Source organism: Thiosulfatihalobacter marinus (assembly GCF_016019955.1).
GTDB classification, from domain to species: domain Bacteria; phylum Pseudomonadota; class Alphaproteobacteria; order Rhodobacterales; family Rhodobacteraceae; genus Shimia; species Shimia marinus_A.
The window spans coordinates 108,621-129,667 of record NZ_JAECRZ010000005.1 but is presented as its reverse complement, the minus strand read 5'-3'; the positions used below and the strand labels follow the sequence as shown (position 1 = coordinate 129,667).

Here is a 21,047-nt window from a genome sequence, read left to right as displayed (position 1 = left end):
CTACAAGGGCACACCGCCAAGGCCACGCACACCCTGCTCCTGCAACGCCGCCACCAACACCCCCCGGTCCACATCCTGCACCGCAACACCGCGCCGCAACGCCAGCGCCGCCGCCGTGCCCACGGCCTGCCCCATCGCCATGCATTGCGGCATCCCGCGCACGCTGGCAAAGGCCACCGGATCGGCACAGATCAGCCGCCCGGCAAACATCAGGTTCCCGATCCCGCGCGGCACCAGCGACCGGAACGGGATCGTGTAATACTCCCCCTGCCCGACCATCGCCGCATGGGTCATCGCCGCGCCGCGCATCACATCGTCAATCGGATTGTCACAACACACGATCCCGTCCTCGAACTTGGTCGCCGCCGCCAGATCGGCGCCCGTCACCCGGTACATCCCCTCCAGCTTGCGGGTTTCGCGCACCCCCACGCTTGGCCCCAGAAAGGCCATCCGCGCGGCTTCGAACCCCGGCACATCGCTGCGCAGGAACCCGGCGAGTTGCCGGCAACGCCGCCGCCCCTCCTGCGTTGCCGCCGCGACCGCCGCCGCATCGGTGCCATCGACATCGCGGATCACCACCGAGTTGCAAAACACCGTGTCGCGATGAAACCCCTTCATCAGATAAAGCTGCGCCAGATCGGGATGCAGACGCCCCTGGGCAATGCCGCGTGCGGCATGGCGGGTGAAATAGGGATCCCCCCCGGCAAAAACCCGCGCCCAATCCGCACCCAGCATATGGAAACTCAGCGTCACCCCCATCAGCCTGCCCGCCTCATCCCCCAGCGTATAGGGCACCCCGGCGCGGGCCGCGATGTCACCGTCCCCCGAACAATCGATCACCATCCGGGCCGCGATCCGACGCACCCCATGCCGGTCGCACAGATCAACCGCCGCCACCCGGCGCCCCTCCATATGCGGCGCCAGCGCCATGGTATGAAGATGCACCCGCACCCCGGCCTCTTCCAGCATCTCGAACATGACCAGCGTCGCCAGATCATGGTCATACAGGATTTCCGGCCCGAAATTCTCCAGCGCACAAGGCCGCTTCTCCGCCGCCGGGGGCACCATGGCAAACAGCCGTCCGGCCAGTTCCTCCAGGATGCCTCCGATAATCCGGTCATCAGGAAAGGCCGCGCCCCAGGGCATCCCCGGACAAAACGCCATCACACCGCCCACCTTGCCCGTGGCCTCGATCAGACACACATCCAGCCCCAGCCGCCCGGCCGCGACCGCCGCGCCAAACCCCGCCGTGCCACCACCGATCACCAGCACATCGTCCTGCCAGACACTGTTCTCCATCCGCTCACCCCCTGGGAACCTCCTGCCGGACACAGGCTCACAACCTCCGCCAATCAGATCCCTGCCCCTTTCATTGTTCCCAAAATACTCAATTCCGCACCCGAATTCAGCCCGCTCCGCCGCAAGCCTGCCCCGATCCCAGCCGCAAACCCGGCCAGAAGCAATTCCAGCCCCCCCGTAACCGGCGGATTTCCCCTGCGCCGATGCCGATTCCCGGCGCGCATCGCCAAAACCCCTTGCGACCCCGCCCAATCCTGCGTAAACGACCCCTGTTCGGAATCGCTTTCGCGGCTCCGGGCGTTTGACCTGTTGCATCCTGCCAATCCCGGGCTTCTTCGTCCGACCCATCTGGCGCAGCCGGCCAATGCCACAAGAAACGACGACCTGATCTCTGGCGGGCGCGGTCACGCGGACCCGGAAGAAGACCAAGAGCTCTGAGGCGCAGCAAACTTCGTGGACCAAACCACGAGCAGAATAGGAGATGGTCAGATGAATCTGATCGCACAGATCGAGGCGGAACAGATTGCCGCCCTGGGGAAAGACATCCCCGATTTCAAGGCCGGCGATACCATCCGCGTCGGCTACAAGGTGACCGAAGGCTCGCGCACCCGTGTGCAGAACTACGAAGGCGTCTGCATCAGCCGCAAGAACGGTTCGGGCATCGCCGGGTCGTTCACCGTCCGCAAGATTTCCTTTGGCGAAGGTGTGGAACGCGTGTTCCCGCTGTTCTCGACCAATATCGAATCGATCACCGTCGTGCGCCGTGGCCGCGTGCGCCGCGCCAAGCTGTACTACCTGCGGTCGCGCCGCGGTAAATCGGCCCGTATCGCCGAAGACAGCACCTACAAGCCCAAGCAAGCGTAAGGAGTGGTATCATGAAAAAAGAGATCCATCCCGACTACCACTTCATCGATGTCAAAATGACCGATGGCACCATCATCCAGATGCGCTCCACCTGGGGCAGCGAAGGCGACACGCTGGCGCTGGACGTCGATCCGACAGTGCACCCCGCATGGACCGGCGGCACCTCGCGCCTGATGGATGCCGGTGGCCGCGTATCCAAGTTCAAGAAGAAATACGAAGGCCTGGGCTTCTAAGCACCTGTCCGTTTCGATTTCGAAAACGCCGCTCCCACCCGGAGCGGCGTTTTTCGTTTCGGGCAACGGGCTTGGTGTTTGGCCACCGCCATGCCAATGTGGCCTGGTCGCGACTCCGCATTTCAGAGGGATCACATTGCAGCGCAAACTCGCAGCCATACTGGCCATCGATGTCGTCGGCTATTCGCGCCTGATGTCGCGCGATGAACAGGCCACCCTGTCCGCGCTCACCCGAAATCTCACCTCGGTTTTCAAACCCGCCGTCAAGGCGTATCGCGGGCGCGTGGTCAAGCTGATGGGCGACGGTGCGCTGGTTGAATTCTCCAGCATCCAGGACGCCACGCAATGCGCGCTGGCGCTGCAATCCCACGCGCCCACGCCGGTCGACGCGCTGGACGAACCGCTCACATTCCGGATCGGCCTCAATGTCGGCGACATCATCCGCCAGGGCGGCGACATCTTCGGGGACGGCGTGAATATCGCCGCCCGGCTGGAATCCATGGCCCCCGCGGGCGGAATCGCGATCTCGGCCACCGCTCATGCCAACCTGACCCCGCAACTGGCCAAAGAATTCACCGATATCGGCCCGCAAACGCTCAAGAACATCGCCACACCGGTAAGCGTCCTCACATGGTCCCCCGCGCCTGCCACCGCCCCACCGGGCGAACCCCGGACCGAACGGTTCAAAAAGGCGTCCATCGTGGTGCTGGCCTTCGACAACATGTCCGGCGACCCCGATCAGGAGTTCTTCTCCGACGGCATCTCCGAAGACATCATCACCGAACTGTCGCATTTCCGCGAATTCTTCGTCATCGCCCGCAACACCAGCTTCACCTACAAGGGCACCCCCGTCCGCACCCAGGACGTCTGCGCCGACCTGGGCGTGCGCTACCTGCTCGAAGGCTCGGTGCGCAAATCCGGCAACCGGGTGCGCGTCACCGCCCAGCTGATCGAGGGCGCAACCGGCGCGCATATCTGGGCCGGGCGGTTCGACCGCGATCTTGACGACATCTTCGCCGTACAGGACGAAATCACCCAATCCATCGTCGCCGCCGTCGCCCCCGAGGCCATGAACGCCGAAACCCACCGGTCGCGCAACAAGGCGGAAACCGAAACCAACGCCTGGGAGAAAATGCTTCTCGGCCGCTGGCATATCGGGCGCATGAACGAAGACAGCATCGCCAAGGCCCAAATCTATGCCCGCGACGCCATCGCGCTTGATCCCGGCCTGTCGGACGCGCATTCCATCCTTGCCCTGGCCAAGCTGCACGCCATGCTGCATATCTGGCGCCCGGACACCAAAGCCGCCATTGCCGAAGCCGTCGCCCACGGCCAGGACGCCGTGCGCACCGACGAATCCGACGCAACCGCCCACAGCGTCCTTGGCATGGCCTACCTGTTCGGGCGCGACTTTGAAAAAGCCCCCCTGCACCTCCGCAACGCCCTGCGCCTCAATCCGAACCTGTCCAATGCCCATGGTGTGCTGGCCGCGTATCATGGCCTCAGCCGCGATTACGATGCCGCGCGCACCAGCGCCATCCACGCCACAACCCTCAGTCCCCGCGACCCGTACCGCGCCTTCTGGTACGGCGGCCACGGCATCGCCGCCTATCTGGACCGCAACTATGACCGCTGCATCGAAATCTGTTCCGAAGTGCTGGCCGAATACCCCAACTACGCCTCTGCCCTGCGCCAGCTGGCGGCGGCGCAGGCCATGAAGGGCCAGCTTGAGGATGCGCAGGACACGATGAAACGGCTGCTGGCTCTCATGCCCGGCCTGACCCTCACGATGGTGCGCGACATCGTCCCGATCCGCTACCCGGACGATCACGAACACTGGCTGGACGGCCTGCGCCGCGCCGGAATGCCCCAATAACCCGCCCGGCCGTTGTCTGATGCGGCGCGGCGCTCATGCTGCCACGGGTTGAGCGCGCGACCGCCCCCGCATCAGGATGATCGTGATGATGCCGATATTCATCACGTTCCAGGCAATCCCGTTCAGGAACGCCCACTGATAGCTGCCGGTCATGTCATAGATCCAGCCGGTCATCCATCCGCCCAGCGCCATGCCCAGAATGGTTGCCATCATCACAAAGCCCACTCGCGCCCCGGCCTCGCGCGCGGGCATGTATTCGCGCACCACGATCGCATAGGCGGGCACGATACCGCCCTGACTCAGCCCAAAGATCAGGCTGATCACATAAAGCGGCACCAGCCCGTCGAACGGCAGGAACAGGAACAGCGCCGCGCATTGCAGCACCGCCCCGATCAGCAATGTCACGACCCCGCCCAGCCGATCCGCCAGGAACCCCGATACCAGCCGCGAGACCACGCCGCCCATCAGCATCAGCGACAACATCCTGGCCCCGGCGGCCTGGCCATAACCCAGATCCACGCTCAGCGACACGATATGCACCTGCGGCATCGACATCGCCACACAGCATCCGATCCCGGCCAGCCCCAGCAACCGTTGCAGCGTGACCGGCCGGAACGGTGCCGGACCACGGCGCGCCAGCTGCGCCGCCGCCTGCGCCTCGACCGAGGCCAGCGGCACAGGGCGGCGCAGCGCGCGGGCCAGCGGGATCATCACAACCAGCGTCAGCCCCGCCAGCACCCCGAACACCGCGCGCCACCCATACCCGGCCAGCACCCCGCTCAACAGCACCGGCCACACCGCGCCCGACAGGTAATTCCCGCTTGCCGCCACCGCCACGGCAATGCCCCGGCGGCGCTGGAACCACAGCGAAATATCCGCGATCAACGGCCCGAAACTCGCCGCCGTGCCAAATCCCAGGAAGAAATGCGCCAGCGACAGCATCAGCACCGTCGGACTGGCCGCCGCAAGTCCAAAGCTGGCCGCGATCAGAACCGCCGCCGCGCTCAGCGCCACACTGATCCCCCAGCGGTCCACGGCGCGGCCAATCGCGAAATTGCCCAGCGCAAAGCCCACCATGGTCAGCGTATAGGGCAACGCGGCGTCGGCCCGGTCGATCCCGAACTCGGATTGAACGGCCGGCATCACAACCACGACCGCCCACATGCCGACATTGCCCACCAGCGCAATCGCCAGGGTAATACCCAGCCGCAACCAGCTGTATCGGCTGTCAAGAATATCCGGTTCGCTCATCCAGCCACGCTAGGGCGCGCGCACCGCCCGCGCAACAAAATTAACCGTCGCAATACCGACGTAATACCGACGCAATGCCGATACGGAATTTTCCGCTTTTTCAGCCACTTAGACGCGCCCTGTTGCGCGCGGTCTCTACAGACCGAACGCGCTATAGGGATAATAGGTCACTGGTGTGCCCGGCGCGATATCCAGCGCCCCGTCCGGCAGCTCCACCAGTCCCTCCGCCCAGCTGAGCCCGCTGATCCGTCCTGATCCTTCCGAGCGGAAAACCTCGGCCTTGCCATCCCGCAACCGCGCCCGCAAATATTCGCGCCGCCCCGGTTTCTTGGTCTTGGTAAACGCCGCCGGCACGTGCAGCGCTTGCGGCGCGCGCCATCCCTCTCCGGCCAGTAACCCCATGGCGGGCCTTGCAAAAATAAGGGTGCAGACCAGTGCGGCAACCGGATTTCCCGGCAGTCCGAACAATGGTGTGCCCCGCCAGACGCCCAGCGCCAAAGGCCGTCCCGGCTTGATCGCAATGCGCCACAGCGCCATGGCCCCGGTCTCGTTCAACAGGGCCGAAAGATGATCCTCATCCCCCGCCGAGGCACCGCCAGACGTGAGAATCAAATCGCACCGGTCCGCCGCCCGATCCAGAAAATCCCGCAATTTCTGCCGGTTATCCGGCGCCCGCCCCAGATCAACCGGGGTGAACCCGAACCGCGCAATCGCTCCCAAAACCATTGGCCGGTTGGCATCATAGATCTGGTCGGGTCTAGCCATGTCCCCCGCCTCGGCCAGCTCGTCCCCGGTGGACAGAACACCTACCCTAAGCCTTTGATAAACTGTCAGTTCCTTGTGCCCGGTCGCTGCGGCCAGCGCCAGATCCGCCACCGTCACCCGCCGCGCGCGCGGCAGGATTACCGCGCCCTTGTCAACGTCCTCGCCCGCCTTGCGGGTATTCGCGCCGGGCTTGAGCGGGCCGTGAAACGCAATCGCGCGGCCATCGGTGGTGACATCCTCTTGCAGGATCACCGTATCCACCCCGTCCGGCAACGCCGCGCCGGTCAAAACCCGAACGGCATGTCCCGCCGTCAAGGCGCCCTCAAACGGCGCCCCCGCCGCCGCCCGCCCCGCCACCAAGGGCAGGGTTTGCGGGCCGTCCACAATGTCGTCATGGCGCATCCCATAGCCGTCAACAGCCGAGTTCGGCAAGGGTGGATTCGCGCGCAACGCCTTGACATCGCTTGCCAAAACCCGGCACAGGGCCTGATCCAACGGGACCGTTTCGATGCTGACCACGGGCCGCAAACGCCGCCTGATTTCCGCCAGCGCGCTGTCGACAGGCGTCCATTCCGTGCCGGCAGGCAAGGCAAAACAATCATCCGTCAGCGGCGGTGGTTGCAACTTGTCACCCATCGGCCAGCCCCACCTCTCGCAGAATGAAATCCGCGATCGCTCGCGTGTCGTTCAGATCGAATACCGGTCGGTCCAGCGCCAGCGGAACATCCGCCGCAACCGCCCGCACAGAGGAATCCTCGGGCGCGATCAACGGGTTGCCGGTCTCGGCCCGGTGCGCCTCGACCTTGGGATGCGCATCGCGCTTATAGCCTTCCACCAGCACCAGATCGACCGGCGTCAACCTGGCCAGCAACGCCTCCAGCGGTGGCTCTGCCGCGCCGCGCAACTCGTGCATCAGAGCCCAGCGGCTGCCCGACGCCAGCACCACCTCGCAAGCACCCGCCTCGCGGTGGCGATGGCTGTCCTTGCCGGGCTGGTCCACGTCAAAGCTGTGATGGGCATGTTTCACCGTCGAAACGCAGAACCCACGTCCGGCGATTTCGGCCACCAACCGCTCCATCAGCCCGGTCTTGCCCGCGTTCTTCCACCCAACCACTCCGTAGATGCGCATGTTCTCAGACCCCTTTCACCAGCGCCCGCGCCTTGGCCAGGTCATCCGGTGTGTTCACGTTGAAAAACGGATCGCCCCCTGCCACCGGGAACTCTGCCAGCTTCCCGCCATGCGGGTCGGTCCACAACACAACCTTGCGCAGGCCGCCTTCCAGCGCGGCGCGCAGGTCGTCGCGCAGGCTGACCGGCCACAATCCAAAGGTGGGATGCCGGATCAAACCCGTCCGGGACATGGATTTTGTCTGTTCCCCCTCGCCCCGCGGGGTGGCCGCCATCGCCAGCGGCTGCGCCATCCCGTCCGCTGCAAGCAAAAGGCGAGGCACCAGATCGCAAGGAAAGAACGGCGTATCGGCGGCCACTGTCACGATGGTGTCCGCACCCTGCCCGGCGGCCCAGTCCAGCCCCGCCAGCACCCCGGCCAGCGGCCCCGGATGACCTTCGATACTGTCGGGCAGAACCGGAAGGCCCAGCTGGCCAAACCGTGCCGGATCGCCGTTCGCATTCAGCGCCACCCGCGCCACTTGCGGCGCCAGCCGGTCGATCACGTGGCCAAGGATCGTGCTTTCGCCCAGGTCCAGCAACCCCTTGTCGCCACCGCCCATACGCGTGGCCTGACCGCCCGCCAGAATAACTCCAAAAGGCTGTTTCACCCGCGCGCCCCTTTCCGGCCATGCTTGCCCTCTTCCTCGGCCACCCGCGCCGGGTCGGCGTCGCGCAGCAAACGCTCTTCACCGCTCAGACACACAAACCGCTGGCCACGCATCCGTCCTATCACCGTCAGCCCGACCTGACGCGCGATCTCCACCCCCCAGGCCGTGAACCCAGATCGCGAGACCAGCACGGGAATCCCCATCAGCGCCGTCTTGATCACCATTTCCGAAGTCAACCGCCCGGTTGTGTACAACGTCTTTTCCGCCGCGCCGGTTCCGGTGTCCAGCATCCAGCCCGCGATCTTGTCCACCGCGTTGTGGCGCCCGACATCCTCCATGTAAACCAACGGCTTGTCCCCACGGCACAGCACCGTGCCATGGATCGCTCCGGCCTCCAGATACAGCGACGGCGTGCGGTTGATCTTGTGCGCCAGCGCATAAAGATCAGAGCTGCGGACCCGCGTTTCGGGCAGCCGGACCTTGTCCAGCCCCTCCATCATATCGCCAAACACGGTGCCCACCGCGCAACCCGATGTGCGGGTTTTTTTCTGGAGCTTTTCCTCGTGGCTGGTTTCCTGTGCCGTGCGCACGACCACCACCTCCAGTTCCGCGTCGTAATCGACCCCTGTCACCACGTCGCTGTCACCCAACATGCCCTGATTGCGCAGAAATCCCAGCGCCAGGTATTCCGGATAGTCCCCGATCGTCATCGCCGTCACGATCTCGCGACTGTTGAGATAGATCGTCAGCGCACGTTCCTCGACCACGGAAAGCTCGACCGGCTGGCCGGATTGATCGTGCCCGGCCACCACCCGCGTCAGACGGGGCGCCGCCGGGTCAGGCGCGATAAGGTAATCCGACATGAAATCCAGCTGTGTCACCCGTATCCCTCCACTTCGGTCCCGAAGACTAAGGGCGATTTTCCGCTTAGGCCACCGCAGAAACGCCGCATGCCGCAACCATTTTGACACTGCCCCTGAAACCGGGGTGGATTGCATCCCCGCACACATCCCGCTAGGGCGATCCGGCAACATGCGCGCGAGGGGACATGACAACAGATTTCGACAGATCCAGCTATTGGCGCGGTGTGCGCGACGGCCTACCGTTCGTCCTTGTCGTCGGGCCATTCGCACTTCTCTTCGGCGTGGTCGCCACCGAGGCCGGGCTGTCGCTGTTCGAAACCATGACCTTTGCGATCACGGTCGTTGCCGGGGCCGCGCAGTTCACCGCGCTGCAACTGATGTCGGAAAACGCCCCCACATTTGTGGTGATCGCCTCGGCGCTGGCCGTCAATCTGCGGCTGGCCATGTATTCCGCATCGCTGACCCCGCATCTTGGTGCCCTTCCCTTGTGGCGACGCGCGCTTGCCGCCTATTTCCTTGTCGATCAGAACTATGCGCTGGCCAGCGCCCGGTTCGACCGCCAGCCGGACATGACCACGGGCCAGAAATTTGCGTATTTCATGGGGGCGGTCACACCTGTCGCGCCGAACTGGTACCTGTGGACATTGATCGGCGCCTGGATCGGTAAGTCCATCCCGCCGGAACTGGCGCTGGATTTTGCGGTGCCCATCACCTTTCTGGCGATGCTGGGACCGATGCTGCGCACGGGGGCACATGTGGCGGCCGCGCTGGTGGCTGTTGCCTGTGCGCTGATCTTTGCCTTCGTGCCTTATAACCTGGGCCTGATCCTTGCAGGGATCGCGGGCATGATGACGGGCGCCCGGGTTGAACTCTGGATGGAAAAGCAAGGCGTGTCATGAGTCAGACCACCACTCTTTGGATCGTGATCATTGCCATGGCCATCGGCAGCTTCGGGCTTCGCTTTCTGTTTCTCGGGCTTGTCGGCGACCGCGCGCTGCCGCCCTGGGTGCTGCGTCATCTGCGCTATACCGCGGTGGCCATTCTGCCTGCCCTGGTCGCCCCGCTGGTGGTGTGGCCGCAAGCCACCGATGGCACACCGGAGCCCGCGCGCATGGCGGCGGCCGTTGTGACACTGGCGGTGGGAATCTGGACCAGAAACGTGCTTCTGGCCATCACATGCGGCGCAATCACGCTATACGCGGGCCTGTTCGCTTTCGGTTGACATACTTGTCAGTTTGTAACCCGCGTCGTCTGTTCGTACTCCGGGTCAAAGTCGCTCAGGATCTTCTTGTTGTCATCGCTGTCATATTCATACAGCCGTTCATAGGTCGCGCCCTTTTCGCCGAAATATTCCGACAGCTTGACCGGAAAATATGTCCTCGGCGCGTCCTCAAAACCGGGCAGGCTGCGCAGCAATTCCGCTGTCGAGTACGCACATTTACCCTCTAGCACCGGCCCCAGCGTCTTTGCCTTGCGCAGTGCCATTTCCGCCACTTCCGGGCTTACGTCGATCGACTGGACCACAACATGGAACGTCTCACGGGCATGGTAGCGGGTGTAGTAATCCGTCACTGCGGGCGTCATGCCGTAGACAACGTCGTTCTTGGCCACAACGCCACCGGTGCGGAACGATCCGGCGGGGTCAAACGCCACTCGCTCGCTGGCATTGATCAGCAGCGAGGTATGCGCGCCCTGACCGGTTCGGTTCGACACCATTGTATACATGGTCAGGCGCGTTGGCCCGGAATGCACATACCGGGCCTGGGCCACTTCGATATCCGGAGAATTGGTTTTTACCGGGTTGCGGATCGTACATGCGGACAATGCCACGAGCGCCAAAACAACCGCGCTCAGGCGAAACAGAATTCTCATCTTTGCAACCCGCCCGTTATGATCAGCTGTTTACCAGCGCCATGAAAATCAGGATGCCGACGGAGACACCTGCAACCCAGGCCGAAGCCTTGATAAAGCCCGCAAAAGTCTTTTCCTGCACCTCGATGTTCATCGATCCATGCTTGTGGTCTGCCATGATTGCAATTCCTTCATTCGCGTTTTCCGCTAGATACCGGATTCATATCTACCTGTCACCACGTCAATGACGCACAGGTGATCAACTGTTGTTCAAATCCTGCGCCAGGCGAAACCCGATCCGCTTGGGCACGCCGTTCTCCACCTGTTGCGGCAGCGCGCGCAGCATCACGCTCAGCTGACTGACATGCTGAACCATCTGGGTCTTGATCCCGTTGGAGTCGGTCCCGTAAAATGTCACGATGTCCGGGTCGAAATAGCCCATGCCCTCGATCCGCAGCACACCCGCATCTCCGCCGGTGAATCCCATCGCCACTTCGTGCTCGTTATCCAGCTGCGATTCGAAATTCTGAATATACAGGATCAGCCGTTCATAGACCCACTGGGCCGGGCTCTTTTCTTCCACGGATTCATTCGCTACCGAGTCGGGCACGGCGCAGGGCTGAACCTCGGGATCGGAATGCACCTCGTGCCGGCGCGGCATGGCCGCCGCCTCGACCGCCTCGGCGGTGGTCTTGATCTCGTTGGTCATGGCGTCCTCTCAACCGATCCGATGCCACAGCCAGGCGCCGTCTTCACGCATGGTGCGGCTGACGGTTCCAATGTGGTAGAGATGGTTGAGATGAGCAAGAGCCTCGACAAGCGCCAACCCATAGGCGCCCTTGTCGATCGTGCGCTTGAACAGCGGCGGAAAACACGCGCTGGCGGTTTTTGGTTCATCTAGATGCCGGACCAGGCGGTCAAGTGCACCATGGTGGTTGTCGATCAATTGCCGCATCCGCGTGGGCGCCCCGGTAAAGGGCAGCTTGTGCCCGCCAAGCACCAACTGATCGGCCCGCGCAAACGCCTTGAGCCGCTCGCAGCTTTCCAGCCAGTCCGCCACCGGATCGGCCTCGGGTTCCGTTGCATAGACCCCGATATTGGAGCTGATCGACGGCAATATCTGATCGCCGGACAGAACAAGGTTGTCGTCCCGGCTCCAGAAGGTCGCGTGTTCCGGGGCATGGCCGTTGCCGATATGCACATCCCAGTTCCGCCCGCCCATGCGGATCACGTCATCCTGCTTGATACGCCGGAATCCCAGCGGCATCGGCGCCACCACATCGGCAAAGTTGAATGGCCGCTCGCTCTTGCGCTCGTTGTAGATCTCTTCGTCCATGCCGCAGCGGCGATAGAACTCCAGCGTTTCCTGACGCGGCACGGCCTGCTCATCCAGTTGCAACATGCGGGCAAACAACCACGCGGTCCGCGTTGTCCACAGCTCTGCGCCGTACTCTTCCTGAAACCACCCGGCCAGCCCCACATGATCGGGGTGGTGATGGGTTACGATCAGGCGCGAAACCGGCTTGCCGCCCATCGGCCCATCCATCAGCCCCTGCCAGATCGCCCGGCTACGTTTGCTGTCAAATCCGGTATCGATGATTGTCCAGCTGTCGCCTTCGTCCAGCGCATAGATATTGACGTGGTCCAGCGCCATGGGCAGGGGCAGGCGCATCCAAAGAACCCCCTCTGCCACTTCGATGGCCTCCCCCTCTTGCGGGGGTGTCTCCCAGGGATAGCGAATGCCCGCTGTACCGTCCGCCATCACGCCGCGCCCAGGTCGTTGATGCTCAGGGCATAAAGATCATCGCCCCCCTGCATGGCGTGAACCAACAGTCCGGCATGTTCCGGCAACAACCTCTTGATGTAGAACTGCGCCAGCTTGCTGCGCGCGCCCTGCCCACCTTCGGCAACAGCTGCGCGCAGGTGGTAATAGCCGCCCAAAACCCGTGCAAACCCCCTGAGGAACGGCACCGACCCGGCAAAGCGGTCGGTCATGTTGCCCTGCGCCACCATCCATTCCGTCGCCTCTCGCAGAGTTTCCGTGGCCTGCCAGACAGGTTCCGCCAGTTCCGGGAAATCACCCCGCGCCGCTTCGGCCCGGTCCTCGATCTCGTCCAGCAGCGCATAGGCCGCCTCGCCCCCATCCATCAGCTTGCGCCCGACAAGGTCCATCGACTGAATGCCGTTGGTGCCCTCGTATATCGCGGTCACGCGCACGTCGCGCGCAAATTGCGCAGCCCCGGTTTCCTCGATGAAGCCCATGCCGCCATGCACCTGTACGCCCATTTCGGCAACGGCGATCCCGGTGTCGGTGCCAAACGCCTTGGCAATCGGCGTCAGGAACGCGGCCCGCGCCTTCCAGTCCCTGTCGCCGGTGGCGTTCCCCATGTCGATCGCCACCGCACAGGCCAGCTCGATCGCGCGCGCGGCAAAAATATCGGCCTTCATCGTCGCCAGCATCCGGCGCACATCGGCGTGATCCGCAATCGTTCCGGCGCCCCCTTCCACCGGTGTGCGGCCCTGCCTGCGCTCCAGCGCATAGGCCAGTGCATGCTGAAAGGCGCCCTCCGCCGCGCCCACGCCCTGGCCACCCACACCCAGGCGCGCGTTGTTCATCATGGTGAACATGGCGCGCATCCCGTCATGTTCTTCCCCGATCAGCCAGCCAGTCGCCCCGTCAAATTCCATCACCGCCGTGGGCGATCCGTGCAGGCCCAGCTTGTGCTCCAGGCTCACCACCTTGAGACTGTTGGCCACGCCGGGGTCGCCGTTTTCATCCGGCAAATACTTGGGCACGATGAACAGGCTGATCCCCTTGGTCCCCGGCGCCCCGTCGGGCAGGCGGGCCAGAACCAGGTGACAGACATTCTTCGTGAAGTCATTGTCGCCCCAACTGATAAAGATCTTCTGGCCCGACACCGCATAGCTGCCGTCGCCGTTCGGCTCGGCCTTCGAGCGCAGCGCCCCCACATCCGACCCGGCCGCCGGTTCCGTCAGGTTCATGGTTCCGGCCCATTCGCCGGTGATCAGCCTGGGCAGGTAAATCGCCTTGATCTCGTCACTGGCGTGATGCTCCAGCGCCTCGATCTGGCCCTGCGTCATCAGCGGGTTCAACTGCAACGACAGACAGGACGCGCTCATCATCTCGTTCACCGCCGTGGTGATCGAATGCGGCAGCCCCATACCACCATATTCCGGCGAGGCGCTGGTCGAAATCCAGCCGCCCTCGGCAATCTGTGCATAAGCCTCGGCAAATCCGGGCGAGGTGCGCACCACGCCGTTTTCCAGCACTGCCCCCTGCAAATCGCCATTGCGCTGCACCGGGAACATCACCTCTTCACACATCCGCCCGGCCTCGGTGAGGATCGCGTCGGTCACGTCCTTGTCCGCATCCGCGAACCGCGGCGTCGCGGTGACAGTGGCAAAATCTACGACATGATCGAACAGGAACCGGAATTCAGTAACCGGGGCGCGAAAGGGCATGGCTCTCTCCAACGGGCTTGGCTTTGGGTCTGGGCGCTTGTATGCAGCTTTTTGCCCAAGGGTAAGGGCCAGACCCCACCCGCAAAAGAGAAACGCAGCGTCACAGGAGCCACCCGGTGCAGACCCGAACGCTTAGCCCGAACCGATCCGGCCTTGACGCGGCCAGCGCGATTCTCGGCGCCGGCGGGCTTGTCGCCTTTCCAACCGAGACCGTCTATGGCCTTGGCGCAGACGCCCGTAACGATATGGCGGTCGCCCGCATTTTCGATGCCAAACGCCGCCCGCAATTCAATCCACTGATCGTGCATGTGCAAGATGCGGAAACCGCACGCACATTCGTGGAATGGACCGATACGGCGGACCGCCTGGCCGCCGCCTTCTGGCCCGGACCGCTGACACTGGTGCTGCCGCTGCGCCCGGGATCGGGACTGTCGCGGCTCGTCACCGCCGGCCTGCCGACACTGGCCGTGCGCGTTCCAGCCCATCCACTGGCGCGTGACCTGCTCGAAACCTTCGATGGCCCGGTCGCCGCCCCGTCCGCCAACCCATCAGGCCGCATCAGCCCCACGACTGCGGATCACGTGCGGGCCGGGCTGTCCGGCCGGATCGAGGCGATTCTGGACGGCGGCGCCTGTGGCGTGGGCGTCGAATCCACGATTGTCGGCCTGAAAAACTCTCCCATCCTTTTGCGCCAGGGCGGTCTCCCGCAGGAAGCCCTTGAAGCGGCTCTCGCGGCGCCCCTGGAACAGCACCAGCCGGACGATGCCCTTATCGCACCAGGCCAGATGGCGTCCCATTACGCACCCGCCGCAAGGATGCGCCTGAACGCCGACGCGACGCGCCCCGGTGAAATCCTGCTGGGCTTTGGCGCTGCAAAAGGCGCCACGCTCAACCTTTCGCGCGCGGGTGATCTCACCGAAGCCGCCGCCAACCTGTTCCGCTGCCTGCACGAGCTGGACGCCTCCAATCCGGAAACGATCGCCGTATCCCCGATCCCTGATCACGGGCTGGGCCGCGCCATCAATGACCGCCTCGCCCGCGCCGCCGCACCCCGCCCCTGATCTTCTTTTGGCCCGAAATATCCTGGGGTGAATGGGCGCATCGCGCCCAGAGGGGCAACGCCCCGTGAACCAGCCTCAGGCGTGTCCCGCCGTCGCCGACAGGCTCAGCGGATCCACCCCAATACTTTTCAACGCCTCGCGCCATTTTTCACCATTGGGCATGTCGAACACCAGTTCCGCTGTTGCATCGCATACCAGCCAGCCATTCCCGGCAATCTCGGCTTCAAGCTGCCCCGGCCCCCAGCCACTATACCCCAGCGCCAGCAGGCTCCGCTCCGGCCCGCGCCCTTGTGCCATGGTCTCCAGCACATCCAGCGTGGCGGTCATGAAGAAATCCTGGCTGACCTGCAAGGTCGACAGGTCCGAACGATAGTCGGGCGAATGCAACACGAACCCCCGCCCACCCTCGACCGGACCGCCAAAATAGAGATTACCGTCATATTCGGGACGCTCCAGCCGGATCGACAATTGCCTGAGCAGGTCCGAAACGCGCATCCGGTCAACCGCCCTGTTCACGATCAACCCCATCGCGCCCTCTTCCGAATGGGCACACAGAAACACCACCGAATGGGCAAAGCGCGGATCACCCATTCCCGGCATCGCGATCAGCATACGACCGGTCAGGTTCATCTCAGTTTCTGATGCGTCGATCACGCCCGGCCCTTGATTATGGTTCTGCCCCTAAACATGTGCCCCCATTTGCGCCGACGCAAGGGCTCGCGGCATGTTTCGGATCACGCCACCTGTCGGGTCTTGCGACGCCGCACAAGAAGAAGCCCGATCGCGCCCACCAGAAAAGAAAAAACCGTGATAGCCAGCGCCCCTGCGATGAACAGGCCGACAGTCATGGCCATACCCGTGACCTGCGACACCACCGGCAAAGCTTCGATCAGCGCAGGGTGCAGTTGCCCCTGCCATACCATCCAGCCCACCGTCACCACCAACCAGCCCGCCATGGCCAAAAACGCCCCGGCCACCACCGCGCGCAAACCACTGGCGCGTGTCGCCCTTGCCGCGCGCCGCAATGCCGCCACCTGGCGCGCCACATCGGACTGGATCGCGATCAGCGCCGGCACCACGATCAACACCAGCACCATCCCGAAACCCAGCCCATAGACCAGCGTGATCACTGTCGGCTTCAGAAACTGCGCCTGCTGCGACCGTTCGAACAACAGCGGAGCCAGTCCCAGAACCGTTGTCGCCGTCGTCAGGAAAACGGGGCGCAAACGGTCGGCTGCACCGTCTATGATCGACGGAATCAAGCCCCGGTCGCGGGCATAATCATCAATTGTTGTCACCAGAACGATCGAATCGTTGATTATAATCCCCGTCATGCCGATCAAACCGATCACCGTGAACATGCTTAACGGTACCTCGTGGTACCAGTGGCCAAAGATTGTCCCCACCAGCCCGAAGGGAATGATCGCCATGACCACGACAGGCCGTGTCCAACTCGAAAAAACCCAGGCCAATACCAGGTAGATGCCCGTCAAAACCAGGATCAATCCCGTGCGTGCATCACTCAGGAAACTGTCTTCCTGCTCGGCCAGCCCTGCCAGTTGCCACTCCACCTGCTGCTCGCTGGCTATCCGCGGCAAGATGTCTTCCTGCAACTGCGTCATGATGAATTCCGCGCGCGCTGGATCATCTTCGGAAATATCTCCGGTCACCTTGATCTGGCGGACCCCGTTTTCGCGTCGCACGGTGCTGAAGCCGGTACGGCTTTGTACCGTCACCAGATCGGCCAGAGGCACATAGCTGCCCTGTGGCGCGCGCATCAGGCTGCTTTCCAGGAAATCCGCCGTCAACTCGCCTTCGGGCAATTCCACCCGAATTCGCGCGCTACGGGGGCCGTCCGGATAGGTTGCGGCCTCCAGCCCGTTCAGGCGATGCCGCAGCACTCGTCCCAGCGCATCAATACTGAAGCCCAGCGCCCGCCCCTGCGGCGTCAACTCCAGGATCAGCTCTTCCTTGTCATAATTCAGACTGTCCTCAACCGCCGACACTTCAGGAAATTCCGCCAGCGCCGTCTTGAGCGCCTCGCTGGCCGCCTTGAGCGTGTCGCTGTCCGCCCCGTAGAACTGCACATCCAGCGCATCGCCCCCCGGTCCGGACCGCCAGCCGCGAAAACTCACGGTTTCCACCAGCGGATGACGCGCCACACGATCCTGTAATTCCCCCACAAAGGCAAAGCTCGAATATGGCCGCAGATCCGCATCAATCAGTTCGATGGCGATGCCGCCCAGCAGGTCGGCGTCCATCGTGTCCGATCCCGGAATGGGCCGCCCGGAATTGCCCCCGATCTCGGCGATCACGTAATCCAGCGGATTGCGGCCAAAGCGTTCTTCGTATTCCCTGCCCAGTTCCTCGGTCGCACGTTGCATTTCGCGCATCATTTCCAGGGTATCGGCCCGCGTGGCACTGGGTAGCATGGCGAAATTGCCCGTCACCGATCCTCGTTCGGGCGCATTGAAGAACCGCCATTTCACGTCGCCCCCGATGAACAACACCGCCTGACTTGCCAACACAAGGATGACTCCGGCAATCACCGGATACCGCGCCATGATGACCAGCTTCACCAAGCGCCGGAAAATCACCTCGCGGAACCAGCGGAATCCACGGTTCACAACCCGGCTTGGGATATCATACCAATGTTCCTTGGCGGTGTGTTTCAACGCATGGGCCATGTGGTTGGGCAGGATGAGGAAGCATTCCACCAACGACGCGGCCAGAACCACGATCACGGTAAAGGGTATGTCAGCGATCAGACTGCCAAAATGTCCCCCAATTACAGTCAGGCCGAAAAACGCGATGATCGTCGTCAGTGTCGAACTGAACACAGGCATCGCCATCCGCCGGGCGGCGTTTTCCGCCGCCACCAAAGGCGGCTCGTTCAGCCGTCGCGCCCGCGCATCGGCATGTTCGCCAACCACGATTGCATCATCCACCACGATGCCCAGGGTTATGATCAATGCAAACAGCGACATCATGTTGATCGTCAGCCCAGCCACATACATCAGCGCTATCGCCGCCAGCATCGCCGTGGGAATACCTGCCGCCACCCAAATGGCCGTGCGTGCATTCAGGAACAGGAACAGAAGCCCGACCACCAGAACCAGCCCGGTTGCGCCATTGTCCAGAAGGATATTCAAACGTCCAGTGATTGCCTCGGCCCGCGTGCGGATCAGCTGAACTTCAACACCTTCCGGCAGGGTTCCCTGCATCCGCGCCGCAACGTCCTCTACGGTTTCCTGGATGCCGATCGCATCGCCCTTGTCGGACCTGTCCACCCGGATCGAGATCGCCTGGTTCTCACCAACGAAATAGGAACGGTTGCGGCTTACGCCTTCGACGCGCACCCGCGCCACGTCGCCGATAGTCAGCTTGGTCCCATCCGGGTTCGACCGCAGCACGATGCCCTCGATCTGGTCGGGCGCGCGTTTTTCCACCCCCGTACGCACCCGGGCCGAGGCGCCGGTCACGTCTCCCGCCGGATCGGCATTTACCTCTTCCTTGATCACGTCCGCGATCTGCGCGATGGAGATATCGTGGGTGATCAGGTCAACCGAAGACACTTCGACCACGGTTTCCCGCTCTGCCAGGCCCCGGATCGTTGTCCGTGTGACCCCTTCGGTATAAAGCCGGGCAACGAACTCGTCGGCAAAGCGGGCGATCTGGTCGATGCCCACAGGCCCTGTGATCACAACATCCGTGACTCTGTCGCGCCAGCGCCCACGCTGTACAACCGCGTCTTCGGCATCCTCGGGCATCGTGGTGACAGCATCCACAGCCGCCTGCACGTCTTCCGCGGCCCGCCCCATGTCCCAGCCCGGCTCGAAGTCCAGCGTGATCCGCGCGCGGCCTTCGACCGAGCGTGAATTTGTCTGCTTCACGCCTTCCACGGACAGCATCGCCGGTTCCAGAACCTGCACAATGGCGGCGTCTACATCTTCGGCCCCCGCGCCCTCCCAGTCCACGCTGACGGTGACATTGTCCACAATGACATCGGGAAAGAACTGTGCCCGCATCCGGGGAAAAGACACCACGCCTGCAAGGATCAAAACCACCAGAAGCAAGTTGGCCGCCGTTGCATGGCGGGTGAAGTAGGACAGGATGCCGCCCGCGCGATCGCTCAGTTCACGCACCGGATCAGCCCCCCATCCGATTTTGCAGTCGCTCGATCATCTGTGCCGGCACTTCGGGCCGGTTCAGCGCCGTCAGGAGGCGTTGCTTCACATCTGCCGGCATCCGCTGGTTGCCCTCGACAAATGCAACCAGCCGTGCGCGTTCTTCCGTACTCAGCGCCACCATCTCCGGTGGCTTGGGCACCGCATCGCTTCCGGCGCGCGGCACTGGCTTCACGGCTATTCCCTCACCCAGTAGCGGGGTACGGCGGGCAACCACCTGCCGCCCGGCCAAACCGGCGCCGCGCACCAGAACGTCATCGCCCTGCCGACGCAACAGTTCTACCTGCAAGCTTTCCAGGCGGTTCTCCTGGTCTACCAGCAACACCTGGTTTGCCGCATCCAGTGCCATTGCGGGCAGGCGCACGACGTTGTCCAACGCCGGTTCACGCACACGCACTGTCACGAAGTCGCCGGGCTTCAAGCCTCGCGCCTGCTCCAGCCGCGCATACAACACGCGACCGGTCTGCCCGTCCCCGACCGCCGCGGCGTCGCGCGTGATTTCGCCTTTGGTGGGCAGATCGGATCCCATCACGTCCAGCGATACCGTCACCTGGGCCTGATACAGGTCGCCATTCTCTTCCAGCAGCCGTGCATATTGCGGTGTCGAAACCCGGAAGACGACCTCCAGAGCATCGGCATCAATCAGGCGGGCCAGCCGTTCGTTGCGTGATACCAACCCCCCTTTTACCACAGCCACTTCTGACAATGTTCCGGTGAAATCAGCGGTAATTACCGTATCGCGCAGGTCGGTTTCGGCTTCGGCCAACGCGATCCTCGTCCGTTCCAGCCGGGTTTCCGCCTGATCTACACGCGCCTCGGCCTGTGCCAGCGCACGACGGTTCGACAGGACGGATTGCCGCGCCCCTGCCATGGCCAGTTCGGCTGTCTCTACCGACGACGACGTTCCCACGCCCCGTGCCTGCAAATCCAGTTGCCGGGCATGAGCGCGCTGGCGCAGCTCCAGCTGGGATTGCGCGGCCACCAATTCATCCTTGGCCAGTTCAAGAGTGCGGATGGCATCCCTTTGTTCAGCTTGCGCATCCAGCAAATCACTGGAGATTCGCTCCACAACGTAGCGCGCCTTGGTCGGATCCACCCGAACAAGCACTTCTCCGGCCCGTACTTCTGCGCCTTCTTCAAAATTCTCCGACAGCTCAACAATCGTCCCCTCGGACGCCGCGCGGATTTCAAGGTTGCGACGGCTCTGGATCTGTCCGAACGCAACAAGTTCCGGCGATTCACGCCCCGGTTCAGCCGTGACAACGCTCACCGTGAATACCCGCTCGCGCGTCGGGGGGGCCGTATTGGCTTGCGCCAGCCGGTCTTCGACGGACTCGCGAACCAATTGCCCCGCATAAACCAGAATTGCCAGCGTGGCCGCCAGCAGGAACAACCCCGTCAGGCTTTGTCGCAAAAACCGCATGTGTCGGCCTTTCCCTCGCGCAGACTACCGGACAATTCTATGCCCGACGTGGCGAAAACGCCAATCGAACTTGTGACTTATACGGCTGGCATCACCTTTTCCGTCACAAAAAA

At 63.3% G+C, this 21,047-nt stretch carries 20 protein-coding genes; 6 read left to right on the top strand and 14 right to left on the bottom strand.

All coding sequences use genetic code 11. The features are described 5' to 3' along the window. The gene (locus I3253_RS09640; protein ID WP_197917446.1) at window positions 1–1,299 is read right to left on the bottom strand and encodes an FAD-dependent oxidoreductase; all 1,299 of its coding nucleotides are present in this window, start codon (window positions 1,297–1,299) and stop codon (window positions 1–3) included. 489 nt (window positions 1,300–1,788) lie between these two features. On the opposite strand from I3253_RS09640, the gene rplS reads away from it, so the two are divergent. From rplS to I3253_RS09625, 3 genes are all read left to right on the top strand, one after another. Continuing rightward, window positions 1,789–2,163 (top strand): 50S ribosomal protein L19, encoded by a 375-nt coding sequence (gene rplS, locus I3253_RS09635; RefSeq protein WP_197917445.1) that lies wholly within the window; start codon window positions 1,789–1,791, stop codon window positions 2,161–2,163. Window positions 2,164–2,174: 11 nt separating this feature from the next. Continuing rightward, entirely contained in the window at window positions 2,175–2,396 is a 222-nt protein-coding gene (gene rpmE / locus I3253_RS09630; RefSeq protein ID WP_197917444.1) for a 50S ribosomal protein L31, read from the top strand. 136 nt (window positions 2,397–2,532) lie between these two features. Next, window positions 2,533–4,272 carry an adenylate/guanylate cyclase domain-containing protein gene (locus I3253_RS09625; protein ID WP_197917443.1) on the top strand — a complete coding sequence of 580 codons (1,740 nt, stop codon included), beginning with the start codon at window positions 2,533–2,535 and terminating at the stop codon, window positions 4,270–4,272. A 33-nt stretch (window positions 4,273–4,305) separates the two neighbouring features. On the opposite strand, the gene I3253_RS09620 is transcribed toward I3253_RS09625, so the two are convergent. From I3253_RS09620 to I3253_RS09600, 5 genes are all read right to left on the bottom strand, one after another. Next, the gene (locus I3253_RS09620) at window positions 4,306–5,523 is read right to left on the bottom strand and encodes an MFS transporter (protein WP_197917442.1); all 1,218 of its coding nucleotides are present in this window, start codon (window positions 5,521–5,523) and stop codon (window positions 4,306–4,308) included. 135 nt (window positions 5,524–5,658) lie between these two features. Then, the gene (locus I3253_RS09615) at window positions 5,659–6,924 is read right to left on the bottom strand and encodes a molybdenum cofactor synthesis domain-containing protein (RefSeq protein ID WP_197917441.1); all 1,266 of its coding nucleotides are present in this window, start codon (window positions 6,922–6,924) and stop codon (window positions 5,659–5,661) included. Continuing rightward, on the bottom strand, window positions 6,917–7,417 hold the full coding sequence (mobB, locus tag I3253_RS09610; protein WP_197917440.1) for a molybdopterin-guanine dinucleotide biosynthesis protein B: 501 nt from the start codon (window positions 7,415–7,417) through the stop codon (window positions 6,917–6,919). The genes I3253_RS09615 and mobB overlap by 8 nt, the downstream gene beginning before the upstream one ends. A 4-nt stretch (window positions 7,418–7,421) precedes the next feature. After that, window positions 7,422–8,066, bottom strand: a complete 645-nt coding sequence (mobA, locus tag I3253_RS09605) for a molybdenum cofactor guanylyltransferase MobA (protein ID WP_197917439.1) — start codon at window positions 8,064–8,066, stop codon at window positions 7,422–7,424. After that, window positions 8,063–8,929 (bottom strand): formate dehydrogenase accessory sulfurtransferase FdhD, encoded by an 867-nt coding sequence (locus I3253_RS09600; protein WP_232237054.1) that lies wholly within the window; start codon window positions 8,927–8,929, stop codon window positions 8,063–8,065. The genes mobA and I3253_RS09600 overlap by 4 nt, the downstream gene beginning before the upstream one ends. A 185-nt stretch (window positions 8,930–9,114) precedes the next feature. Between I3253_RS09600 and I3253_RS09595 the strand changes: the two genes are divergently transcribed. Beyond that, window positions 9,115–9,828 carry an AzlC family ABC transporter permease gene (locus I3253_RS09595; protein WP_197917437.1) on the top strand — a complete coding sequence of 238 codons (714 nt, stop codon included), beginning with the start codon at window positions 9,115–9,117 and terminating at the stop codon, window positions 9,826–9,828. Then, window positions 9,825–10,151 carry an AzlD domain-containing protein gene (locus tag I3253_RS09590; RefSeq protein ID WP_197917436.1) on the top strand — a complete coding sequence of 109 codons (327 nt, stop codon included), beginning with the start codon at window positions 9,825–9,827 and terminating at the stop codon, window positions 10,149–10,151. The genes I3253_RS09595 and I3253_RS09590 overlap by 4 nt, the downstream gene beginning before the upstream one ends. Window positions 10,152–10,159: 8 nt before the next feature. Here I3253_RS09590 and I3253_RS09585 read toward each other — a convergent pair whose 3' ends face one another. From I3253_RS09585 to I3253_RS09565, 5 genes are all read right to left on the bottom strand, one after another. Next, complete coding sequence (locus I3253_RS09585) at window positions 10,160–10,801, bottom strand: hypothetical protein (protein WP_197917435.1); 642 nt, start codon at window positions 10,799–10,801, stop codon at window positions 10,160–10,162. A 22-nt stretch (window positions 10,802–10,823) separates the two neighbouring features. Further along, complete coding sequence (locus I3253_RS09580; protein WP_197917434.1) at window positions 10,824–10,958, bottom strand: aa3-type cytochrome c oxidase subunit IV; 135 nt, start codon at window positions 10,956–10,958, stop codon at window positions 10,824–10,826. Between the two features lie 81 nt (window positions 10,959–11,039). Continuing rightward, on the bottom strand, window positions 11,040–11,489 hold the full coding sequence (locus tag I3253_RS09575; RefSeq protein ID WP_197917433.1) for a DUF6173 family protein: 450 nt from the start codon (window positions 11,487–11,489) through the stop codon (window positions 11,040–11,042). A 9-nt stretch (window positions 11,490–11,498) separates the two neighbouring features. Further along, window positions 11,499–12,542: an MBL fold metallo-hydrolase gene (locus I3253_RS09570; RefSeq protein ID WP_197917432.1), complete on the bottom strand. Its 1,044-nt coding sequence runs from the start codon at window positions 12,540–12,542 to the stop codon at window positions 11,499–11,501. After that, window positions 12,542–14,263 (bottom strand): acyl-CoA dehydrogenase, encoded by a 1,722-nt coding sequence (locus I3253_RS09565; RefSeq protein ID WP_197917431.1) that lies wholly within the window; start codon window positions 14,261–14,263, stop codon window positions 12,542–12,544. Before I3253_RS09565 ends, I3253_RS09570 begins: the two co-directional genes overlap by 1 nt. 116 nt (window positions 14,264–14,379) lie before the next feature. Between I3253_RS09565 and I3253_RS09560 the strand changes: the two genes are divergently transcribed. Beyond that, a complete protein-coding gene (locus I3253_RS09560; protein ID WP_197917430.1) occupies window positions 14,380–15,324 on the top strand; it encodes an L-threonylcarbamoyladenylate synthase in 945 nt (314 codons plus the stop codon). Between the two features lie 75 nt (window positions 15,325–15,399). On the opposite strand, the gene I3253_RS09555 is transcribed toward I3253_RS09560, so the two are convergent. The 3 genes from I3253_RS09555 to I3253_RS09545 form a co-directional block, all read right to left on the bottom strand. After that, window positions 15,400–15,954: a YqgE/AlgH family protein gene (locus I3253_RS09555; RefSeq protein ID WP_197917599.1), complete on the bottom strand. Its 555-nt coding sequence runs from the start codon at window positions 15,952–15,954 to the stop codon at window positions 15,400–15,402. Window positions 15,955–16,058: 104 nt separating this feature from the next. Next, window positions 16,059–19,469 (bottom strand): efflux RND transporter permease subunit, encoded by a 3,411-nt coding sequence (locus tag I3253_RS09550; RefSeq protein WP_197917429.1) that lies wholly within the window; start codon window positions 19,467–19,469, stop codon window positions 16,059–16,061. Between the two features lie 4 nt (window positions 19,470–19,473). Continuing rightward, window positions 19,474–20,934 carry an efflux RND transporter periplasmic adaptor subunit gene (locus I3253_RS09545; RefSeq protein WP_197917428.1) on the bottom strand — a complete coding sequence of 487 codons (1,461 nt, stop codon included), beginning with the start codon at window positions 20,932–20,934 and terminating at the stop codon, window positions 19,474–19,476. Window positions 20,935–21,047 lie beyond the last annotated feature (113 nt).

Coding starts and splice junctions, on each gene's coding strand:
- I3253_RS09640 (WP_197917446.1), bottom strand. CDS start 1,299: ATGGAGAACAGTGTCTGGCAGGACGATGTGCTGGTGATCGGTGGTGGC.
- rplS (WP_197917445.1), top strand. CDS start 1,789: ATGAATCTGATCGCACAGATCGAGGCGGAACAGATTGCCGCCCTGGGG.
- rpmE (WP_197917444.1), top strand. CDS start 2,175: ATGAAAAAAGAGATCCATCCCGACTACCACTTCATCGATGTCAAAATG.
- I3253_RS09620 (WP_197917442.1), bottom strand. CDS start 5,523: ATGAGCGAACCGGATATTCTTGACAGCCGATACAGCTGGTTGCGGCTG.
- I3253_RS09615 (WP_197917441.1), bottom strand. CDS start 6,924: ATGGGTGACAAGTTGCAACCACCGCCGCTGACGGATGATTGTTTTGCC.
- mobB (WP_197917440.1), bottom strand. CDS start 7,417: ATGCGCATCTACGGAGTGGTTGGGTGGAAGAACGCGGGCAAGACCGGG.
- I3253_RS09600 (WP_232237054.1), bottom strand. CDS start 8,929: ATGTCGGATTACCTTATCGCGCCTGACCCGGCGGCGCCCCGTCTGACG.
- I3253_RS09595 (WP_197917437.1), top strand. CDS start 9,115: ATGACAACAGATTTCGACAGATCCAGCTATTGGCGCGGTGTGCGCGAC.
- I3253_RS09590 (WP_197917436.1), top strand. CDS start 9,825: ATGAGTCAGACCACCACTCTTTGGATCGTGATCATTGCCATGGCCATC.
- I3253_RS09585 (WP_197917435.1), bottom strand. CDS start 10,801: ATGAGAATTCTGTTTCGCCTGAGCGCGGTTGTTTTGGCGCTCGTGGCA.
- I3253_RS09580 (WP_197917434.1), bottom strand. CDS start 10,958: ATGGCAGACCACAAGCATGGATCGATGAACATCGAGGTGCAGGAAAAG.
- I3253_RS09575 (WP_197917433.1), bottom strand. CDS start 11,489: ATGACCAACGAGATCAAGACCACCGCCGAGGCGGTCGAGGCGGCGGCC.
- I3253_RS09570 (WP_197917432.1), bottom strand. CDS start 12,542: ATGGCGGACGGTACAGCGGGCATTCGCTATCCCTGGGAGACACCCCCG.
- I3253_RS09565 (WP_197917431.1), bottom strand. CDS start 14,263: ATGCCCTTTCGCGCCCCGGTTACTGAATTCCGGTTCCTGTTCGATCAT.
- I3253_RS09555 (WP_197917599.1), bottom strand. CDS start 15,954: ATGAACCTGACCGGTCGTATGCTGATCGCGATGCCGGGAATGGGTGAT.
- I3253_RS09545 (WP_197917428.1), bottom strand. CDS start 20,934: ATGCGGTTTTTGCGACAAAGCCTGACGGGGTTGTTCCTGCTGGCGGCC.